The sequence below is a fragment of the Haliea sp. genome (genome assembly GCF_041395985.1).
GTDB lineage: Bacteria > Pseudomonadota > Gammaproteobacteria > Pseudomonadales > Halieaceae > Haliea.
The window spans coordinates 281,850-301,265 of the sequence record NZ_JAWKZJ010000002.1; the positions used below are offsets into that span (position 1 = coordinate 281,850).

The 19,416-nt window shown below is 62.1% G+C and carries 18 protein-coding genes and 1 tRNA gene; 6 read left to right on the plus strand and 13 right to left on the minus strand.

Annotated elements, in window-relative coordinates; genetic code table 11:
• Positions 1–76 precede the first annotated feature (76 nt).
• The 4 genes from R3E49_RS04890 to R3E49_RS04905 all read right to left on the minus strand — a co-directional run bounded on the left by R3E49_RS04890 (position 77) and on the right by R3E49_RS04905 (position 4,553).
• Positions 77–1,786, minus strand: a complete 1,710-nt coding sequence (locus R3E49_RS04890) for an amidohydrolase (protein ID WP_371294021.1) — start codon at positions 1,784–1,786, stop codon at positions 77–79.
• A 31-nt stretch (positions 1,787–1,817) separates the two neighbouring features.
• On the minus strand, positions 1,818–2,945 hold the full coding sequence (locus R3E49_RS04895) for an acyl-CoA dehydrogenase family protein (RefSeq protein ID WP_371294022.1): 1,128 nt from the start codon (positions 2,943–2,945) through the stop codon (positions 1,818–1,820).
• A 27-nt stretch (positions 2,946–2,972) separates the two neighbouring features.
• Positions 2,973–4,211 carry an acyl-CoA dehydrogenase family protein gene (locus R3E49_RS04900; RefSeq protein WP_371294023.1) on the minus strand — a complete coding sequence of 413 codons (1,239 nt, stop codon included), beginning with the start codon at positions 4,209–4,211 and terminating at the stop codon, positions 2,973–2,975.
• A gap of 120 nt (positions 4,212–4,331) precedes the next feature.
• On the minus strand, positions 4,332–4,553 hold the full coding sequence (locus R3E49_RS04905) for a SlyX family protein (protein WP_290739153.1): 222 nt from the start codon (positions 4,551–4,553) through the stop codon (positions 4,332–4,334).
• Positions 4,554–4,633: 80 nt separating this feature from the next.
• Between R3E49_RS04905 and R3E49_RS04910 the strand changes: the two genes are divergently transcribed.
• Positions 4,634–4,999: a translation initiation factor Sui1 gene (locus R3E49_RS04910; protein ID WP_290739150.1), complete on the plus strand. Its 366-nt coding sequence runs from the start codon at positions 4,634–4,636 to the stop codon at positions 4,997–4,999.
• 310 nt (positions 5,000–5,309) lie between these two features.
• Positions 5,310–5,702, plus strand: coding sequence for a hypothetical protein (locus tag R3E49_RS04915; protein ID WP_290739147.1), 393 nt, complete (start codon positions 5,310–5,312; stop codon positions 5,700–5,702).
• On the opposite strand, the gene R3E49_RS04920 is transcribed toward R3E49_RS04915, so the two are convergent.
• The 3 genes from R3E49_RS04920 to R3E49_RS04930 are packed head-to-tail and all read right to left on the minus strand — an operon-like array spanning position 5,692 to position 8,831.
• On the minus strand, positions 5,692–6,324 hold the full coding sequence (locus R3E49_RS04920) for a TIGR04282 family arsenosugar biosynthesis glycosyltransferase (RefSeq protein WP_371294024.1): 633 nt from the start codon (positions 6,322–6,324) through the stop codon (positions 5,692–5,694). The two genes, R3E49_RS04915 and R3E49_RS04920, sit on opposite strands and share 11 nt — an antisense overlap.
• Complete coding sequence (locus R3E49_RS04925) at positions 6,321–7,013, minus strand: TIGR04283 family arsenosugar biosynthesis glycosyltransferase (protein WP_371294025.1); 693 nt, start codon at positions 7,011–7,013, stop codon at positions 6,321–6,323. Before R3E49_RS04925 ends, R3E49_RS04920 begins: the two co-directional genes overlap by 4 nt.
• A gap of 9 nt (positions 7,014–7,022) precedes the next feature.
• Positions 7,023–8,831 carry a transglycosylase SLT domain-containing protein gene (locus R3E49_RS04930; protein ID WP_371294026.1) on the minus strand — a complete coding sequence of 603 codons (1,809 nt, stop codon included), beginning with the start codon at positions 8,829–8,831 and terminating at the stop codon, positions 7,023–7,025.
• A 372-nt stretch (positions 8,832–9,203) separates the two neighbouring features.
• On the opposite strand from R3E49_RS04930, the gene R3E49_RS04935 reads away from it, so the two are divergent.
• The 3 genes from R3E49_RS04935 to R3E49_RS04945 all read left to right on the plus strand — a co-directional run bounded on the left by R3E49_RS04935 (position 9,204) and on the right by R3E49_RS04945 (position 11,179).
• Positions 9,204–10,436 (plus strand): site-specific integrase, encoded by a 1,233-nt coding sequence (locus R3E49_RS04935; protein ID WP_286983577.1) that lies wholly within the window; start codon positions 9,204–9,206, stop codon positions 10,434–10,436.
• Positions 10,437–10,599: 163 nt separating this feature from the next.
• A complete protein-coding gene (locus tag R3E49_RS04940) occupies positions 10,600–10,914 on the plus strand; it encodes a type II toxin-antitoxin system RelE/ParE family toxin (RefSeq protein WP_286983410.1) in 315 nt (104 codons plus the stop codon).
• On the plus strand, positions 10,901–11,179 hold the full coding sequence (locus tag R3E49_RS04945; protein WP_286983411.1) for an addiction module antidote protein: 279 nt from the start codon (positions 10,901–10,903) through the stop codon (positions 11,177–11,179). The genes R3E49_RS04940 and R3E49_RS04945 overlap by 14 nt, the downstream gene beginning before the upstream one ends.
• A 34-nt stretch (positions 11,180–11,213) precedes the next feature.
• On the opposite strand, the gene R3E49_RS04950 is transcribed toward R3E49_RS04945, so the two are convergent.
• Together R3E49_RS04950 and R3E49_RS04955 are read right to left on the minus strand one after the other, a co-directional pair.
• Positions 11,214–11,654, minus strand: coding sequence for an energy transducer TonB (locus tag R3E49_RS04950; RefSeq protein ID WP_286983412.1), 441 nt, complete (start codon positions 11,652–11,654; stop codon positions 11,214–11,216).
• A complete protein-coding gene (locus R3E49_RS04955; protein WP_286983413.1) occupies positions 11,651–14,725 on the minus strand; it encodes an ankyrin repeat domain-containing protein in 3,075 nt (1,024 codons plus the stop codon). The genes R3E49_RS04950 and R3E49_RS04955 overlap by 4 nt, the downstream gene beginning before the upstream one ends.
• A 1,235-nt stretch (positions 14,726–15,960) precedes the next feature.
• Between R3E49_RS04955 and R3E49_RS04960 the strand changes: the two genes are divergently transcribed.
• Complete coding sequence (locus R3E49_RS04960) at positions 15,961–17,151, plus strand: ISL3 family transposase (protein WP_371294027.1); 1,191 nt, start codon at positions 15,961–15,963, stop codon at positions 17,149–17,151.
• A 67-nt stretch (positions 17,152–17,218) separates the two neighbouring features.
• Here R3E49_RS04960 and R3E49_RS04965 read toward each other — a convergent pair.
• The 4 genes from R3E49_RS04965 to R3E49_RS04980 form a co-directional block, all read right to left on the minus strand.
• Positions 17,219–17,295 (minus strand) — tRNA-Arg (locus tag R3E49_RS04965).
• Between the two features lie 58 nt (positions 17,296–17,353).
• Positions 17,354–18,364, minus strand: a complete 1,011-nt coding sequence (locus R3E49_RS04970) for an NAD(P)-dependent alcohol dehydrogenase (protein WP_290739135.1) — start codon at positions 18,362–18,364, stop codon at positions 17,354–17,356.
• A gap of 51 nt (positions 18,365–18,415) precedes the next feature.
• Positions 18,416–18,850, minus strand: a complete 435-nt coding sequence (locus R3E49_RS04975) for a DUF3429 domain-containing protein (RefSeq protein ID WP_371294028.1) — start codon at positions 18,848–18,850, stop codon at positions 18,416–18,418.
• Between the two features lie 13 nt (positions 18,851–18,863).
• Complete coding sequence (locus R3E49_RS04980) at positions 18,864–19,403, minus strand: DUF3833 domain-containing protein (protein WP_371294029.1); 540 nt, start codon at positions 19,401–19,403, stop codon at positions 18,864–18,866.
• Positions 19,404–19,416: the final 13 nt, after the last annotated feature.

Below are 19,416 nucleotides of genomic sequence, written 5' to 3' on the forward strand. Positions count from 1 at the left end.
TTGTCACCTGCCGGCGCGAGTAGCGGCACTGCCCCCGCTTTATAGCGAATCGCGGCGCGGGTGTCCACGCCGCTGCCTAGCCGCGCTTGTACACCAGCGCACCGCCCACCCAGGTCGCGTCCACCTTGAGTTCCCGCATAGCCATGGGGTCGCGCAGCGGACTGCCGTCCAGCAACACCAGATCCGCGAATTTCCCCGGTTCCAGCGAGCCCCGATTATCCTCCTGGAAGATCTGCCAGGCGGCGTCGATGGTCACCGCACGCAGCGCGGTCATCACATCTACGCGCTGTTCCGGGCCCAGCACGTCGCCGGCAAAGGTCTGCCGATGTACCAGGCTCCACGCCGCCTGCAGAGGCCGCATCGGGGTCACCGGGGTATCCATGTGGGAGCTGAAGCGCAGGCCCGCCGTCTGTGCCCAGGCAGCCGGGCTGATCTGTGCTGCACGCTCCGGGCCGATGAAGATGTCGCGGTGGCGGTCACCCCAGAAGAACGTATGGGCCGCGAAAAAGCTCGGCGTCACCCCCAGTTCTGCCATGCGCTGGATCTGGTCCTCGCGGGCCATTTGCGCGTGAATCAGGATCAGCCGCGGATCTGCGACGGGATGTTCTGCCTGTGCCGCGGCAAACGCGTCCAGGATGTCGTCGATCGAGGCATCGCCATTACCATGCACCGCAATTTGCTGCCCTGCGGCGTGCAGTGACGCAATCTTCTCGAACAGGCGCTCCCTGGGCACCGCCGCATAGCCCCGGTAATCCGCATCGCCGTGGAACGGCGTGTGATAGGGGCGCGTAAGGTAGCCGGTAAAGCCCTGGATACTGCCGTCTGCGACGATCTTTACCGCACCCACGTCAATGCGCGGTGCAGCGAGGTCGGCGCTGTCGAAGGTACCCGCCGCGATCGCCTCACCGTAGTCATCCTCCATGGGAAAAATCATCAGTCGCAGGGGGATCAGGCCGAGGTGGCTGGCGAGCTTGAAGCCGGTCACCATCTGCGGCGCTGCACCGCCCGCCTGCGCCGTAGTGACACCGTACTCGGCGTACTCGCGTACCGCGGCGCTCACCATGCGCAGGAAATCCAGCGCACCGAGATCAAGCATGCGTGCGGCCACAGGCAGGCGGGCTGTCTCCTCCAGCAGGCCGGTCAACTCACCGCTGTCGGGGTCACGCGCAATCACCCCCCCTTCCGGGTCCGGCGTTTCCGGGCCGATGCCCACGGCTTCCAGCGCAAGGCTATTGGCGACCACCATGTGCCCGGAAATGTGCAGGAGCGCGACCGGGCGCCCGGGCGCGACCGCATCCAGCTCCTCACGGGTGGGGTGCCGACGCTCTGCCAGCAGGGTGTCGTCGTAACCGAATCCGGTGACCCACTCGCCCTCCGGCACCACGGCGGCCCTGGCGCGCAGCGCGTCCAGCAGCCCCGCCATATCCTTGATCTCACCAATCGGCGGACTGTTCAGGTCGACGGCGACCGTGTTCATTGCGGAGCCGGGGAAGTGCCCGTGCGCATCAATAAAGCCCGGCATCAGGGTCCGGCCCGCGAGGTCGATCACCTCGGTGCGGTCGTCCACCAAGGCCATGATGTCCTCGTTGCTGCCCAGCGCCTCGATGTGCTCGCCGCGCACCGACAGTGCCTGTACGACCCGGTTGTTGGCATCCATCGTGAGGACGTCGCCATTGACGAACACCTGGTGCTCGGGCGGAGCCGGCAAGCGGGTGGCGATCGAAAACAGTGTGAACATGCCCAGGGCAAATGTGATCCCCAGCAACACCCAGGTTTTCCAATTCATAGCGTGGTCTCCCTAGTACGCTGCAGGGGCTTCATGCCGCAGTGCCGATTACAATATCGGCCAGACGGGCCCGGTGCCAGGCACCGTCACCCCACAACATCTGGGAATGCTTCTGGCGCTTGAAGTACAGGTGCACATAGCACTCCCAGGTAAAACCGATGCCACCGTGGCTCTGTACCGAGCGGCTACTGGCGTAGGCCGCCATGTCACTCGCCGACGCCTTGGCCATGTGTGCGTACTGCGCCGCTTTCTCCGGCTCGCTGTCGCAGGCACAGGCGGCGTTGTAGACCAGGGACTTCGCCTCGTCGATCTGCACCATCACCTCTACCAACGGGTGCTTGATGGCCTGGAAAAAACCCAGCGGCCGGTCAAACTGCTTGCGCGTGCTGACGTACTCCACCGTGGTCTGCAACTGCCATTCGCCGGCACCGACCATATCGGCAGCCACCAGGGTCCAGATCGCCGGCATGGCCTGGTGCAGGGCCGACAGCGCGTTGCCACTGACCTCGATGCCCGCTGCGCCATCGAACACGATATGCGCCTGATCCCGGGTGAGGTCGACAATGCCGTCGGCCTCGGCAGTGACGCCTGCCGCATGGGCGTCGACCCAGAAAAGACCGTAACCCGCATCGGTGCTGGCACACACCAGCAACCGCTCGCACTTGCCCGCATCCTGCACGAACCAGGCAGTGCCATAAAGCCCGCCATCGCGGTATTCGACCTCGGTCGCGGCGGGGTCCCAGGCGCCGTGCCTGTCCGTCAGGGCAAGGGTCGCGGCTTTGCCGGCGGCAATATCTGCCAGTCCCACGGCCCCCGCCTCGCCACAGGCCACCAGCACGTAGGTCGCATTCAGGGTACCCAACAGCGGACAGGGGAAGGCCGCACGACCCACCTCTTCAACCAGCCCGGCGACCGCGGCCACCGGCATGCCGACACCCCCCGCTTCCTCCGGCACGGCGAGCACGGTCCAGCCGAGTTCCACCAACTGCGCCCAGAGCGCCTCATCCCACTGGCAGGTCGGCGCCCGCCCGGGAGTGGGGTCTGCGGCGACCAGCGCATGCAGCCTGTCGGTGGGGAAATGCTCACGGAAAAACTTGCGCGCAGAGTCCTTGAGCAGCGCAGCCTCTTCACCGAAGCCGTAGTTGTTGGGTTGTGTCATCGGTATTCTCCTTGCAACGGCTTCAACTTACTTCGATTTGGGCAGGCCGAGCACACGCTCGCCGAGGATATTGCGCTGTACCTCGCTGGTGCCTGCGGCGATGGTCATGCCGTAGGAATTCATGTAGGACAGCGGCCATTGCCCCCCTGCGGGCGCATTGCTGTCTCCCATATACAGCGATGACGCCATGCCCTCCACCTCGACCGCCAGGGAAGCGATCGACTGGGCAATCTCACTGGCAAGGAGCTTGTTCTGCAGCGGCAGACGCATGGGATGGTCCAGCAGCGCCTGCACGCGCGAGCGCCGTTGGTTCTGCTTCAGCCCCTCTTCACGAATAAGCTGACGCATCAACTTGTCGCGCAGCAGTGGGTCGTCGGCTGCTGCGCCGGCACCCCGGCGTGTCTGCCGCGCGAGCTCGATAACGGCGGACGTCGTGATGTTGTGGCTGGAGCGGTTCTTCATGCCACCGGAGCGCGGGGTCTGCAACTCGCCGGCGCCGCGTTCGTGCAGCAGCGTGGTCATCGCCACCTGCCACCCCTTGCCCAACTCATCCAGGCGATAGCGGTCGTCAACCTCGAGATTGTCGAAAATCACTTCATTGAAGCCGGTTTCACCGGTGATCTTGATCAGCGGCCGCACAGTCACGCCGTTACCCAGTGCGGCACGGATGGGTACGACGAAGTACGAGAGTCCATCGTACTTGTGTGACTTGTCGGTGCGCAGGAGGATGATCATCCACTCGGCAAAGTGCGCAAGGGAGGTCCACACCTTGTGGCCATTAATCACCCACCGGTCGCCGCGCTTTTCCGCAAAGGTCTGCACACTGGCCAGGTCGGAACCCGCACCGGGCTCACTGAACCCCTGGCACCAGATATCCTCACCGGAGAAAAGCCGGGGCAGAAGCTCTGCTTTGACCGCTTCCTGCGCATGGTAAAAGACCGTCGGCGCCGCCATGCCGAGACCGATCACATTGGGAAAGAACGGCGTGCGGGCGGCCAGCATTTCTTCATTGGCCACGCGCTGGCAGTCCTTGCGCCCGCCGCCCCCGACTGCTTCCGGGTAGTCGCAGCCGACCAGGCCCGCGTCATAGGCGGCCTTCTGCCAGGCCTGCAGGTAGCCCAGCTGCTCTGTGGTCATGATCTCAAGCGGGGTCTGCGGCAAGCGCACCGGCGGCTCACCGGGCTTGTTGGCAGCCAGCCAGTCGCGGCAATAGGCGCGGAATTCGGCCTGGGCAGGGGTATCTTTACGGGCAGAAGCGTCGGACATGCTCTTTTCCTGTCAGTTTGATGCGTATGCAAAAAGCGCCAAAGTGTGGGCGATTTGCCCGCGGGAGGCAAGTTGCACCGGGCGCTGCGCGCCTTACCCGCGGTTGTCCCGCGCCCGCGCTCAGTAATGAGGCGGCGCCTCGCGACCCTCCGGGCGTGCGTCATCGAGGGCCGCAGCCTGCTCATCCTGCCGCTCCTTGAGCAGCTGCAGCTGCCGACGCAGCACCAGCAGATCCTGTTGCTGGCCGGTCAGAGCCGCCTGCAGCGCCTGCAGCGCATCCTCCTGGAAGGCGACCTGGCTCTGCAGGTCTTCGACCATCTGCAGCAATTCCTTTTTCTTCACGGGGTGCCTCCTTGTGGCGCCATTCAATTGCAGCGCCGAGGCTAATATACTGCCGGGGACCGCTCAACAAGGAAATCCCCGTGCCGCGACGCGACGCCCAGAACTCCCGCCTTGTCTACTCCACCGACGGGGGCCGGCTGTGCCCACAGTGCCAGCGCCCGGAAGCCAGCTGTGTGTGCGGCAGGGATCGCCCCGCCACAGTGGGTGACGGCATCGTGCGCCTGCACCGGGAAACGAAGGGGCGCGGGGGCAAGGCCGTTACGCTGATTCGCGGACTGCCGCTCACCGGCGAAGCGCTCAAATCCCTTGCCAAGGCCCTGAAGCAGAAGTGCGGAGTGGGTGGATCGGTCAAGGACGATGTGGTGGAAATCCAGGGTGACCAACGTCAGCTGCTGAAAACCGAGTTGGAGCGACGCGGCTTTACAGTAAAGATCGCAGGCGGCTGATTCGATACTTTTATCGAATTTTAACTATTCATTTGCCACATTTAACAGACTTTAGACGACGTTATTCACTGGACCTGAGGCATAGAAAAAGCCAGTTACACAGTCTTCCGCATCCATTTAGTAAATAATTACTCGCAACCCGTTATTTTTGTTGGATTTATCCTATTCCTGTGCTAAAAAAGACCTCAGGCGCATCCGGGTGTTCGAGCCGCACTACCGGGCAGGGTACTCACAATAACAGCGCCGATAGAGGATTGAGACACGATACGGCGGTAGAGCATTCAATCGGCTTCCCGAGAGGATACGGCCCATGTACGTCACGGCAGAACACCTGAGAGACCAAGTCATCCGGCCCACACTGAAATACCTCGGCGTGTGGACACCGGCCTGTGAAGACTTCCTGCTTCAGGCCGCCATCGCGGCACCGGAACTGGGCCTGTTCTCGCAGCGCAGCAACGGGCTCGGCCTCTACCACATTACCGCAGCGCAGCACCGCGATATCTGGGATCGCTACCTGGCCTATCGCCCGGAAATGGCGAGCCGCATCCGGGGGCTTGCCAGCCAGCGCGCCTTCCTGAGCGATCCGGACGGCGAATTGCAGACCAACCTCGGCTACTGCACCGCCATAGCCTGGCTGCTGTACCAGCGTTCCCGGGCCAGTGCCGAGGAACCACAGCACACCGCGGCAGCCGCTAGCGCCTGACCGCAGGGTCGACCGCTGCCTGCAGCCCTTCCCAGACCGGCAAATCCTCCGGGCGGTCTATGTCCTGCAGGGCCGTAAGCAGTTGTACACTGTAGCCCGCCGCCTGCGCTCCGTTGAGGGTCTCCTCCAGCACGGTTTCCGAGCCCCACCGCACGTTCGCGAACACCCCGTCAGATACCGGGCGGCGCACACCGATCAAGACAAACCCGCCGTCCAGTGCCGGCCCTAACACAAGGTCGACGTGTTGCAGTGCGCGCGTCGCAGCGCGCAGGTAGCCGGCGTCGATCTCCGGGCAATCGCTGCCCACCAGTAACACCGCTGCGGCCCGTCGCAGCCCGCTTGCCAGCGCGCACTGCATGCGATGACCCAGGTCGTCGCCCCGCTGCAGGCAGATCTGGCTCACCCCCTCACCCAGGCAGCGCCGGAACAGCGGATGGTCGACACCGCCTGCCGCCCACAGCTCCACTGTCCCGAGACCCGCCTGCAACAGCCTGCGACTGGTCCACAACACAAGGGCCTCGTGCAGGGCGCACGCCTGTTCCGCACTGAGCACCGGTTGCATGCGGGTTTTCACCCGGCCGGGGACCGGGAGCCGGGCAAACTGCTGCAGCAAGACACTCACCGCGGCGCCCCGTAGTACTGCCGCCACAAGCGCTCGGGGCTTACCCCCAGTGCGAAGGCCAGCCGCAGCCGCCACATCTGCAGGACGGTGCGGGCCACGCCGCGCTGCTCCCAGCGCCGACTCGCCGTTTGTACCCGCAGGCCGCGAGGCACCAGGGGCCTGTGCTGCCGGCGCAAACGCGCACTCAGCTCGACGTCTTCCATCAGGGGGATCGCGGCGTAGCCTCCTGCCGCCTCGAACACATCGCGACGCACGAACAGCAACTGGTCACCCGTGCCAATGCCGCTTGCCCGGGAGCGCCAGCTGATCGCCCGCTCGATCACCCTGAACACGGCGCGTCTGCCATCCAGGCACACGGCAAAGAAACCCCAGGCCGGGCGCGCAGAGAGCGCCGTCGACAGCGCATCGCCGGCAAACAGGGGGTAAGTGTCGGCGTGCAGGAACAACAGATACTCTCCCCGCGCGGTCTGCGCCCCCAGGTTCATCTGTGCCGCCCTGCCGGCTGCGGTCATCAGCAACGCGGTCGCACCGGGCAAGGCCTGCGCCACACTGTCATCGACACTGCCGCCGTCGACCACAATACGCTCAGCCCGGGGAAAGGCCGCGCTCAATGCATCCAGCAGGCCCTTGATACGCGGCCCCTCGTTGAGCACCGGGATCACAAAACTGAATTGTGGCGCAGCCGTCACCGCCAGCGCTCAATACGCGCGCTGACGTTCACGTTCCGTCAGCAGACTGCCAGCCGTGCCCAACTGGTACTGGAAAACCACGTTGTAGGCCAGCACGGCCTGTACGTAGTTGCGGGTTTCCCGAAAAGGAATGGTTTCGATCCAGACATCTACCGGTACCGTCTCATCCTGCGGATTCAGCCACCGTGTCACCCGGTGTGGGCCGGCATTGTAGGCCGCCAGCGCCAGCACCCGATTGCCGTCGTAACGGTCCAGCAACTGCCGATAATACGCGCTGCCAAGCAACACGTTGTGTTCGACATCAAACAGCGCGCTGTCGGAATGCGGCGTACCGAGGCTGGCGGCAACCTCCCGGCCAGTGGCAGGCATAACCTGCATCAGGCCGCGCGCACCCACTGGCGACCGCGCACCGGCGTAAAACGCACTTTCACGCCGGGCAATGGCCATGAGCTCAGTCGTTGCCACGCCCCGCTGTGACGCCATTCGGGCAAAGGTGTCGCGGTAAGGCAGCGGAAAGCGCAGGTCCAGCGCATCCCAGGCCTGGGCGCGGTTCGCCGCATCGATTGCCATGCGGTGCCAACCGAGATCAGCGGCCAATGCCGCTAGCTCCACCTGCTCCTCTGCGGTGGTCATCTGCAGCACCTGGTACCACTCGGAGTGCGCCAGGTTTTCCTTGTCGTGATGGTAGAGTTCTTCGATGCGCTGCACCACAGGCAGCTCGCGCAAGGGCGCCATCCGCTCCGCAGGCAGGGTGACGACCTGGGGGTTGAACTGATACGGCAGGGCGAGGCGGTCGGCGGCGAGAAAGCCATAGTAGTCGCGCTCTGCAGCCAGTTCCCTGAACAGCGCCTCGGCGAGCGCCCTGTCGCCACTGCGCTCAAAGAGCACGGCTCGCCAGTAGCGCCAGGCCGGTTGCGCCTTGCCCTCGCTGGAGAGCTTCTGCAGGTTTGCCGCCAGTGCCTGCCAGTCCTGTTCCTCCAGTGCCCAGCGCATGCGGACTTCAACCAGCAGATCGTCGTTCAGCCTGGCGAGCGCCGCCTCCACCCAATCCAGGTTGGCGGCGGAGCGTGCAAACAGGCTGCGCAGCGCCAGCTCGCGCTCCGCGAGGGCCTGCTGCTCCGCTGAAAATGCCATGCGTGCCTGAAAATACTGCCACTGCGCCAACGCCGCCTCCGGTCTGTAGCGCGCAAAATAGGCGGTGCCGTGTGCAACGATGTCAGCCGCTTTCGGATTGTCACTCGGGGCGAGCCGGGACTTCATCTGATCGGGATTTACATAGGCCTGCAGCAGCCGTTCGGACCAGGGCTGGAGGTCATCACTGCCCTTGCGTGCCACGTAGGTCATGAGGCTGCGCTGCCGCGCGTCGAAGGCTTTCAGCAACCGCGCCCAGACCACCTCGTCCTGCAGCTGCCCGGCTTTCTGCCAGGCCGCAAACAACGGATCACAGGCTTTGGGGCGCGACTCACCATGGACCCAGAGCCGCTCGGCCCCCTCCCAGGCCACCAGTGGGTCTCCGGCGGCAAGCTTCGCCCGCAAAAAGTAGCATTTCAGCTCGATACTGTTGGGCTCAGTTGGCATGACGGCGAGAAAATCATCCCAGCGCTGTTCCTGACCCGCGCGTTGCAGGTAGATCGCCAGGAACCGGTTCGGCAGCGGCGTGCCCGCGCTGCGCTGCAAAAACAACCGGGCATCCCCGGGGCGCACTGCGCTGGGCTTGCGACTGAGCTCAAAATAGTCGAGGTACATGGCCAGCGGATAGCTGTCGAGCGCCGGACGCAGCGCCCGGTATTCGGTCCACTGGCCGCGGTCGATAGCCACTACAGCATCGCTATAGCGCTCACGATCCGCGGGAAGGTTCGACGCCTGAACAGCCGACGTCGTTACCAGATACTGGAGTGCCAGAACACTCGCGATACACCGCCACCGCAATCGGGCATCCCTCTTGAAAAAACCACCGCGCTGCACGGCCGTGCAGCGGTATTCCACGGTGCAGAGAGTGATACGGGGACGGGGGATTTGCAAGGGGGTGCGGGTATTGGTGCCCCCGCCAGCGCCCATTGGGCAGTAGCATTCCGTGACATTGAATCGCATTCAACCCTATTTTTATAGACCTTTTTCTTCTTTTCTTGTGCCAACCCGGTGTACGCTGTAGCATCAGATCACATGCTTAATGTAGGTATAGACGTAGGTATGCCAAAACGGGTCCCGGAACTGTCACCCCTGCAGCTGAAGCGAAAGGCACTGACGCCAGGCTTTCACGCCGTCGGCGGCGTGGCCGGGCTGCACTTGAGTGTGTCTCCTACCCTGGCCGCCTCATGGATTCTCAAGAAGACGGTGGGCAGTCGCCGCCAGGAGATGGGGTTGGGTGGCTACCCAGACGTGACTCTGGCAATGGCTCGGGACAAGGCCCGTGCCTACGCGGAACTGATCAGCCAGGGCATTGACCCACTGGCCGAAAAACGTGCTACCAGATCAGCGCTGATACTCGCTCAGGCAAAGGATTTGACCTTCAAGCAAGTCGCGACCCGATATATCGCCAAGAAGAGCAGGGAGTTCAAAACCGCCAAGCAAACCCAAAAGCTGACCAATCAGCTTGCGAGCTATGCCTACCCCTTTATTGGCCACATGATAGTGAGCGAGATTCAGCGCGCAAACATAGTACGCATGCTGGAGCCGATCTGGCAGGAAAAGACCGAGACGGCGACCAGACTGAGGGCCAGCGTGGAGCGAATCCTTGATCTGGCTGCCGCCGAGGGCCTGCGAACCGGCGACAATCCAGCCCGGTGGGCGGGCAATCTCTCACTATCGCTGCCCAATCCTGGCAAGGTATCGACCGTGAGGCATTACAAGGCACTGTCGCTGGCGGATATGCCCGCATTTATGCAACGACTCACCGAACAAAAGTACATGAGTGCGAAGGCGCTACAGTTCTGTATTCTGACTGCCGCCCGATCCGGGGAAGTGCGCGGTGCGACTTGGAACGAGGTGGATCTTCACGCAAAGGTTTGGACTATCCCGGCAGAGCGCATGAAGGGCGGCAGGGCTCACAAGGTGCCGTTATGCACCAGCGCAGTGTCTCTGCTGGAATCCTTGTCCAGGGACAGCGAATATCTATTTCACAATACAAAAGGCGGCCCGCTGTCAGATGTGAGCGTCAGCAAGGTACCCAAGCAGCTTGGGCATGACGTAACTGTCCACGGTTTCCGCGCCACCTTCCGCACCTGGGCGCAGGAGCATACAAACTACCGCGACGAAGTCTGCGAACTGGCCCTGGCCCACGTGAACAGCGACAGCACCCGAGCCGCGTACGCGCGTTCGGAGTTACTTGATAAGCGCCGCCTGCTGATGCAGGACTGGGAGCGGTTTTGCCGGGAGGGGCTGCCGGCGCGGGGTAAGGTGATCAGAATCGGGAACGCAGAGTGATGAACGTCGATCCATAGCGTCCGCAGCGGGTGCAGCTCCACAAGGCTGCTCCATCAGAGAAGCCTGCAAGAAACCACGGGCGGTACCGGTGCTACAGTTTTGGCATGTCCGGAGCCCAGGAATTCCGCTTGCGCTAGCGTATCCCAACGGATACGATTGCCCCATGTATTTCATTCAACGGACAGAAGAATTCGATGACTGGCTTGCCAAGCTCAAGGATCTGAGGGCCAAGGCAAAGATTATTGCCCGGATCCGATCCGCAGAGTTTGGAAACCTTGGAGATGTAGAGCCTATCGGGGAGAGACTGAGCGAGTTTCGAATTCACTACGGTCCCGGGTACAGAATTTACTTCAAACAAAAGGGAAAGGTCCTGCTGTTGGTCCTATGCGGTGGCACAAAGAACTCCCAGAAGAAGGACATTGAGCGGGCAAAGTCACTGGCCAGGAAGTACGAGGATATCTTAGATGAGTGGTCTTAAACGATTTGACGCTGCAGACTATCTGGGTAGCGAAGAAATGATTGCAGAGTATCTTTCCGCTGCCATGGAAGACGAAAATCCAGACGTATTTCTTGCGGCTGTTTCCGACGTCGCAAAAGCTCGTGGCATGACCGCGATTGCCAACAGCACTGGTCTGGGCCGCGAGAGTTTATACAAGGCTTTGACCCCGGGCGCCAAGCCTCGCTACGAGACGATTGTAAAAGTCCTGCATGGTTTAGGAGTAAAACTAACGGTTCAGCCGTGATCGTCAACGAGGAGCCGAGCATCTCTTCACCAACTCATGAAAGAGTATCCTTGCCGCGACTACCCCGTTGTTCATCCTCGTGCAATGGCGGGCGCCAACAGCCGCGACTGGGCAAGGGCAAGGCCACTACGGTGCTGTAGGGAAGCGCTTCCCACTCAACAAACTTCTTTGGAAACCGGAAATCTCGGGCGGCCTGCAGCAGTGCGTTCAGGGCTTCGTGGGCTGGTGCCGAACCTCGTGTCTGCACGGATAACACCCGCCCATCCCGGTCCACATCGAACTCCAGCAGTACCTGCTGGGGCGCCAGGTCAATGAGGCATCCACCATTGAATGCCAGGTCATAGGGCAAGCGAAACGTCATCGAACCTGGCTGTAGGTACCGTGGTGGGAGGCCGATACCTGGCCCGGAACTGGCATAAATAAGCAGCGGCTCGAGCAGCAGGAAAATACCCAGCAAGACAGCACTGGTCTTCAAGGTGCCCCCCTCCCTTTCAACACTCCGACGTTGGCCGGCAATCGACGCTGCTCTGCGATCATCCGTGCGGTATTGCCATCTTCATCACGTAAGCCCGGGTCAGCGCCCGCTGCCAGCAGCAGGCTCACACTGTTCTCCCCCAGCCAGACCGCCGCGGCGCGATGCAGTGGTGTCGCACCCCGCTCATCCCGCACATTCGGTTCAGCACCGGCTTCCAGTAGCAGGGCCACGATCTCCGGCGAATGCACCGCAAGATGCAGGGCAGTTTCGCCATCGATGTTGCGCGCATTGATGTCCTCTTGCGCCTGCACCAGGGGCGCCAGCGATGGCGCGGGGAATCCCGGTGCAAACACCGCCCGGTGCAGCGGTGTTGCGTCGTCATACGCACTCGCGTTGGCCAGCCTTGCATCCGCGGATAATCGCGCCAGCGCAGTTCTCGCTCCCTGCCGCGCGGCGGAGTGCAGGGCGGTGTTGCCACGGTTGTCGCGAATAAGGAGGTCAGCGCCGGCATCAATCAGGATCTGCAGCCCGGCGGGACTGACCAGGGCGGCGAGGTGCAGAATTGGGCGGCCAGTGTAGTCGGCACTCGATCGGGGGTTGGCCCCCTCCGACAGTGCCTGCCGGATCCGATCGGGATCGTCGCAGTACAGCGCCGCGCTCAGGCGCTCGTCGGGGCTGTCTTCTCGACTGTGCTCCTGCCCGCAAGCCGCTGAATCCCCTGCCCAATATTTCTGATACTGCGTCCAGATCAGGCTTTTCAGCTCCTCGACGCCGGATTCTGCAAGCGCCATGGGAGCATCACCACGCGGGCCCCGGTAGCTCAGCGGGACAAGTTCGTGATCATTCAGCAGCAACACTGGCGGGATCGATTCTTCAAACCCACCAAACCCGCCAAAATCAGGAAAGTCGGAATACGGAACAGTGCGCGCCATGTCCACTACCCGCTTCATGTTCGCAGCAATGCTGTCCAGATCCGGAAACCCATTGTCCACAGGATATGATGGCTTCAACGCGGCCCCGGTATGTACCCGAAAATCATCCTGCAATCGCGCGATGACCCGGGCGTGGGGCTCCAGCGTGTCCTGCAGGTAGCCTCCCAGCCGGGCAGCGTCGCTGAAGTGCGCGCGCAGCTGATAGCCGCCCGCCTCACCGGAGCTGCCCCCGTAGCCGCCCAGGAATCGCAGGCCAGACTGTCCCGACTCCACCGTAAGGTGGACGAAGAAACCCGGCGCCCGATAGCCCCGCCGGGTCAGGTCATCATGCAGGTCCTGCATGAAGTCCCGGTACTTCACCCGGTCGACGTCAATACAGTCCGGGTCGGGGAGATAATCCATCAGCTTGGGGGCAGGATGCAGGTGGAAGTCGCGCCACAAGGCCAGCTCGAGGTTGCGCAGCGTATCGTACGTTACAACAGGGCAATTCGCAGGGCGTGCCGGTGTTCCCATGGTAGCCATGTCGAGTTGCAGGATAGCTCTGCGATCCGGAGTCTGCGATGAGCTGCGCTGGTACTCCAGGTTCACCAGCAACGCCAGCTTGCCATTGCCTGCGACTGCAGCGTGGGTGATGCGCTGTGATCGCACGCCGAAACCGAAGTGGCGGCGCCAGGGGACATCCGCACCGGCTTCAGCCAGCAGTGCCCAGCCACCTTCACCACCGAAATGGAGGAACCTCCCATCAGGCAGCCATTCTGGAGGCCGATGCTCTGGCAGCAAGTGCCGCCGCAGCAAGCCTCCGTCCGCGGTGGCGAAAACAAGCAGCTCATTGATACCCCGGCGATCATCCCCCTCTGAATGCGCAAACAGCAATACACGATCTTCTCCCACACCAAGCAGGCTGGCATCGAACCGATCCGCTGACGCTGAAGCTGACGCAATATCGACCCGGTGCAGCAGCTGGCCGTCGCGATCGAGACGACGCACCTCGTAACGCCTGGGGTCGTCCCCGTCGGGCCGGGACAGCACCGCCAAGCCGCCCCCATTGACCAGTGACAGACCACTGTCCGCGACGGCCCCCGGCAAATCTGCCCGCCACAGGATTTCACCGTCCCGGTTCCGGGACCATATCTGCCACTGCCCATCGGCCTCGTGCACCGTATAGAGTCGCTGACCCGTCTCGTCCGGCAGGATTCCACGGAAGGCGGTCACCTCGAACCCCCGTTCGGGCTCAAGGGGTTCCCCGTCACGCAGAGACAGTTTGTGCGACACCGCGCGGCCGCTTCCCTCCGGGTCACGCACCTGTTGCCACAGGAGGAGGAAATCGTCGTCGGCAACGATGTCAGTCACCGCGTCGGGATAGGCAAGCTGGCGCTGCCAGCGCAGCCCTCCCTCACTGTCAAAGGCAAGCAGATAATGCTTTACCTCAAACATCGGTTCACCGTGATCCGTCCAGGAACGCCGGACAGTGCCGGACAACAGAAAGCCTCCACTGGAATCCAACGCGAACACACCGTCCTCGAAGTACGGCGGCAAGTCATGCAGCTGTATGACACTCTCGCCCTCGGCTATACCGTGGTACGGACGCTCCGGCCAACTGTAGTCATCACAGCCGTACTGCGCCTCCAGTGTGCGGGCATTGACCGCGGTCTCACCGCAACCGGCATGCCTGGCAATCAGGGTCGGGATTGACCCCCGGTAGACTCGCTCGATGGATTCAACCTTCTGGCCGGGACCGGGCAGGTTGCGTAAGTCCGCAAGGTAGGCAGCTTCAGCGACGCGAATCACATCCGCCTCGTCGGGCCAATCTGCCGCAGGCAGGGCGACATCCTTCGCGGCCAGCAGTTGGCAATAGATGCCCACCAGCTCGCCTTCCCGGTCGAAGTGGAAGTTGCAGCTCTTGTTAGACGCTCGCACGCCGTCGATGAACTGGCCCGCTGCCAAGGTCAGCCAGGCGGCGCCGCTACCCCCGAGATTGGACTGCAGAAATGTATACCAGTCCAGGGTGTAGCGCTCAGGCGGGGGACGACACAGATGCCGCTCCAGCGTTTCCATCAGCCGCGTTCCGGCAGCGCCCGGGTCAGCGGCGAGACGATCCAGATCCTCCCTCGGGAGCAGCCCCGAAGGGGCTGCCGACACCTCACCTTCTGGCGCCGGGTAAACCAATAACCACTGATTCGACTCCCATCTCTCACGGAAGTAAGCCGAGTCGTAGTGGACCGCACCTGGGACTTCGCTACGTTCGCAGCCCTGCAGCGACCCGGTAGCATATGTCGCCGGACTCTGCAGCGACCAGCTAACAAGGACAGCCCCTGGAAGGTGACGGAGTCTGCGAATGTGTTTGAAGATGTCTTTATTAATCTTTGCGCGCTCTGGATCAGACGTCTGAGATTCTGTGATACCACAGCGGCTCACCACAAACAAACATCGGGTGTGTGGACGCGCTTCTGACCACCGCACCTGCGCTTAACCCTCGATGGCGCGAGGGCAGAGCTGTTTGAGTTGGTAGTTCAGGTCTCTCACGGTGTTTTACCTGTCTCGGTTAGTGTTTCTGATCAGGCGGGGGGACTAACCCAACGCATCCGGAAACCGGCAAGGATCACGGGACACCACTCCCTTACGACCTGAAAGCACCTGTAAACAGGCTACACAACTGATCTCCTGGGGGAGATTCCTGTTGTGTATACACGCGTGGCCCCAGGGGGCCGAGTGACAATGGTAGTGGTATAAGCACCTCCTTTGAGTTGAGCGACGACGGTCGCGATGTAGAGAATGGACTGCCGACCCTGAGGTCGGTGCGCCGTAAGCAGTCCTGGACGCACGGGCCCGTTGTGACCGGATGGTCGAGGGCGGGCCCCCTCTGTGCCACTGAGCCGCAGTGGCCACGGGTAATTCGGTCTACGGTAGGCAGTCTACGAACACGTCACGTGCGCGTCCTGCCGAAAATCGGCCTGGCGACGGCGTACTTTCTGGGCTCGGGGCCATCGTCACTACCCCGCTACGCTCGCTAGTGACGATGGCGGGCCTGGTACTCGGGTGATCTCTGGGTCAATAATGCATGGGGTTGCGGCCGATGCAAGGGGAAACCCCGTCACCGCCGGTCGGGGTTTGTGGTTACACTGTAACCAGTCTACTGCGGTTAAGTTATCGCCATTCGAGAGGGATTTAGCGCCGTGGACCCAGACCCAGGGTCTGCTGGATCAAGGCACCCTGGGACTCGATTATTGACTGGTGCGGAGTTCAGGCAAGCGAATTTCTATGTAGGCATTTATGTAGGTATAAAAATTAAAACTCTTTAAGGCTCTTCATCATTAAAGGGGGACACCGGGGTTCATTAAACTGATTTTGCGGAATCATTTAATGGAGAACCCCCGATGTCCCACGCAGGATTAATACTAGGCCTTCCGGAGCTGGAGGTCGAACGCGTTGATCGCAATGATGCGATCGCTGTCTATGCCAAACCCAGGAAACGGCCCTGCTGCCTGCACTGCCAGCATCCGAAGATCCGGATCAAGGCGACCTACCAGCGAACCCTGAAGCACACACGTCAGGGGAATCAGCTGATCACCCTGTATCTCAAAGCACCGAAGTATCACTGCCCCCGCTGTGGTCGCTACTTCCGCCACCGATTCAAGGGCGTGCGGCCGCGCTATAGGGCTTCGGAAGCTTTTCGGCTTGAGGTCTTCGAGACCCACGACGGCGGCGTCACCCAGGCCAAACTGACACGCACGCATGGCATCAGCGCGGCGACCACCGAACGCTGGTATCACGCACACTGCCAACGACGGGTATCCGAGATGTCGAACCGGCCCTGCCCCAAGGTCCTGGGCATCGACGAGCACTTCTTCACCCGCAAACGGGGCTTTGCCACAACCCTCGTGGATCTGCGCCGCAACAAAGTCTTTGATGTGCGCCTGGGGCGCTCCGAGGCCAGCTTGGACGGTTATTTGCGGCGATTGCCGGGGAAGGACAACGTGAAACTCATCGTCATGGACCTGTCGGAAACCTACCGCAACATCGCTCGGCAGTACTTCCCCAGCGCAAAGATTGTCGCCGACCGATTCCACGTCATTCGTCTGGTCAACCAGCATTTCCTGAAAGTCTGGTCCGACGTGCACCCCGAAGGTCGCAAGAACCGAGGGCTTGTGAATCTCATGCGACGCCACGCGTGGCGCCTAAAGCCGGAGCAGCGCGAAAACCTGCAGCGCTACCTGAGCGACTATCCGGTCCTGGCAGCGCTCTACGGGGCCAGACAGCGCCTCAACACGCTGCTGCTACTCAAAAACCTCAAGAAGAAAACGGCCCAGACGAAGCTACCCGAACTGCTGGAACTGATCGAGCAGCTGCGGCAAAGCCCGCTCAGGCGACTGGCCAAGACCCTGACATCTTGGCTAGAGCCCATCGTCATGATGTGGCGATTCAGCAAGAGCAACGGGCCCACCGAGGGCTTTCACAACAAGATGGAGATGATGTCCAGGCGAGCTTATGGATTTAGAAACTTTGAAAACTATCGACTGCGGGTCTTAACCCACTGTGGATGGGATGGCATTATCAACCGAGTTTAGTGAAAACCGGTGCATCCCCCTTTAAGTGGGTAGAGCCCTCTTTAACCCATTGATTTATATGGCTATTTGGTGCCCCCGCCAGGACTCAAACCTGGGACCTACCCCTTAGGAGGGGGTCGCTCTATTCAACTGAGCTACGGGGGCGCTGCGGGCCGCGAGTATAGCAGCCCGTTCGCGCTGTTGGCACCTTTCGAGCCCGGTACTAGCCGCCAATATCCAGGCAGATCTTGCCGAAGTGCTGTTGGGATTCCTGGTGACGGAAGGCGTCTGCCAGTTGCTCCAACGGGTAGCTGCTGTCGATGACGGGTTTGAGGCCGCCCGCCTCCACCGCTGCCAGCATGTCCAGCTGTTGCGCCCTGCTGCCCACGGTAATGCCGCTGATGCGGGCGTTCTTCTGGAACAGCTCCGCTGTCGGCACTTCGCCGGCAAGACCCGTCAACACGCCTATCATGCTGATACAGCCATCAAAAGCCACCGCCTTCACGGATTGTGGCAGCGTACCTGGCCCGCCAACTTCCACCACCAGGTCGGCACCGCGGCCATCGGTAATCTCCTGCACCCGCTGGCCCCAGGCGGGCACCTCGCGGTAATTGATCAGCTGTTCCGCGCCGAGTTCGCCGAGCCGCTGCAGCTTGGCATCAGACGACGAGGTGGCGATCACCCGGCAACCCATCTGGCGTGCAAACTGCAGGGCGAACACGGACACCCCGCCACTGCCCTGCACCAGCACCCAGTCCCCGGGCCGCAGATGCGTTTCCACCACCAGGGCCCGCCACGCGGTCAACCCGGCGCAGGTCAATGTGGCCGCCTCGGCGTAGCTCAGCCCCGCTGGCATGCGCGTGAAACCCTGTGCCGGCATGGTGACGACTTCAGCGGCAAACCCATCCACATGGTCGCCGGGCACGCCGAGCACTTTCTGCAGGTCGGGCCGCCCGTCCTGCCAGGCGGGAAAGAAACAGCTCAGTACGTCATCGCCCACCGCAAAGTCAGTAACGCCCTCGCCCACGGCGGTGACGACGCCGGCGCCGTCGGACATCGGGATGCGGCCGTCGTCCGTGGGCAGCATGCCCAGCGCTACCACGTAGTCGTGAAAATTCAGGGAACTGGCGCGCACTTGCACCTGTATTTCGCCATACCCCGGCGGGCGGACATCCCGCTCGATCAATCTCAGCCTGTCGAGGCCACCGGGTTTGGAAACAGCAACTGCACGCATGTGGGTTCTCCTTGATGCGGGTACGGGTCTTCGCTGGCGCCGGAATGCCTCTCAGGCGCTGCCGCGCACAATAAGGCCCGCAATGTAGGCAATATGCAGGGCGACGACAAGTAGCGTGAGTTGAACCCGCATGCGGGAGTACCAACCCCGATCGGTGCTGCTGCCGCGTTCATACCAGAGAGTTGCGAGGTGGGCCAACGCCAGCAGCCCGGCGGCGATCAGTGCCTGCGCCGTAAGCACACTGCACACCGCGAACAACACCAGGCCGTTACTGACCAGCAAGCGTAGTGCCTTGTCGCCACCCACCCGTCGCTGCGCCGTCCCCCAGAGCGACCCGGCCATGAAACACAGGATGGCAAGCGAATATACGATGAAACCCTGCTGTGACAGCGCACGGAGATAATCCTGCAACAGCCAGATGCCGGCGGCACTGACAGCGAAAGGTATCAGCCCGGCATAGCCGAGCGCCGTGACCAGACGTGTCACTGCGACAGTCCTGTCAGTCCTGTACTTTGCTGATCACGAGCAGTATCTCGCCGACCCGCACGCCAAACTTGCTCATGATGGACTCATTGATCAGAGTCGTCGGGTTGACGAGGTACATGCGGTCATCGATGCGCAGGTCCAGCGTGCCGTCGTTCCAGGGAATCTGCAGCACGTAATCCAGGAACATGCTGTTGCCGGCTACCGTAATCTCGCCCTCGCCCACCACGTCACCGGCGGTGCCGATATAGCGACCATCGCCCGCAGGCGTGAGCGTCCAGACCCTGCGGTCGGGTTCACCGTCGTCAAACAGGAAATCCTCTTCCAGTGTGCCGATCCCGTCTTTCCAGTAGGCCTTGATATCGGCATTGAAGTAGCGAATGACCTTGCCGCTGCGGTCCTTGATAACACCGTGGGCCGTGAGTTGGCCGTTAAAGAACGTTTCCGGCACCAGAGTCGGCTGATTGTCGGTGTAGTCGTCCACGGTTACCGCACCGCAGCCGGACAGGCCCGGCAGCAGGGACAACAGGAGCAGAAACGGAAGCAAGGGGCGCATGGAGAGCCTCTAA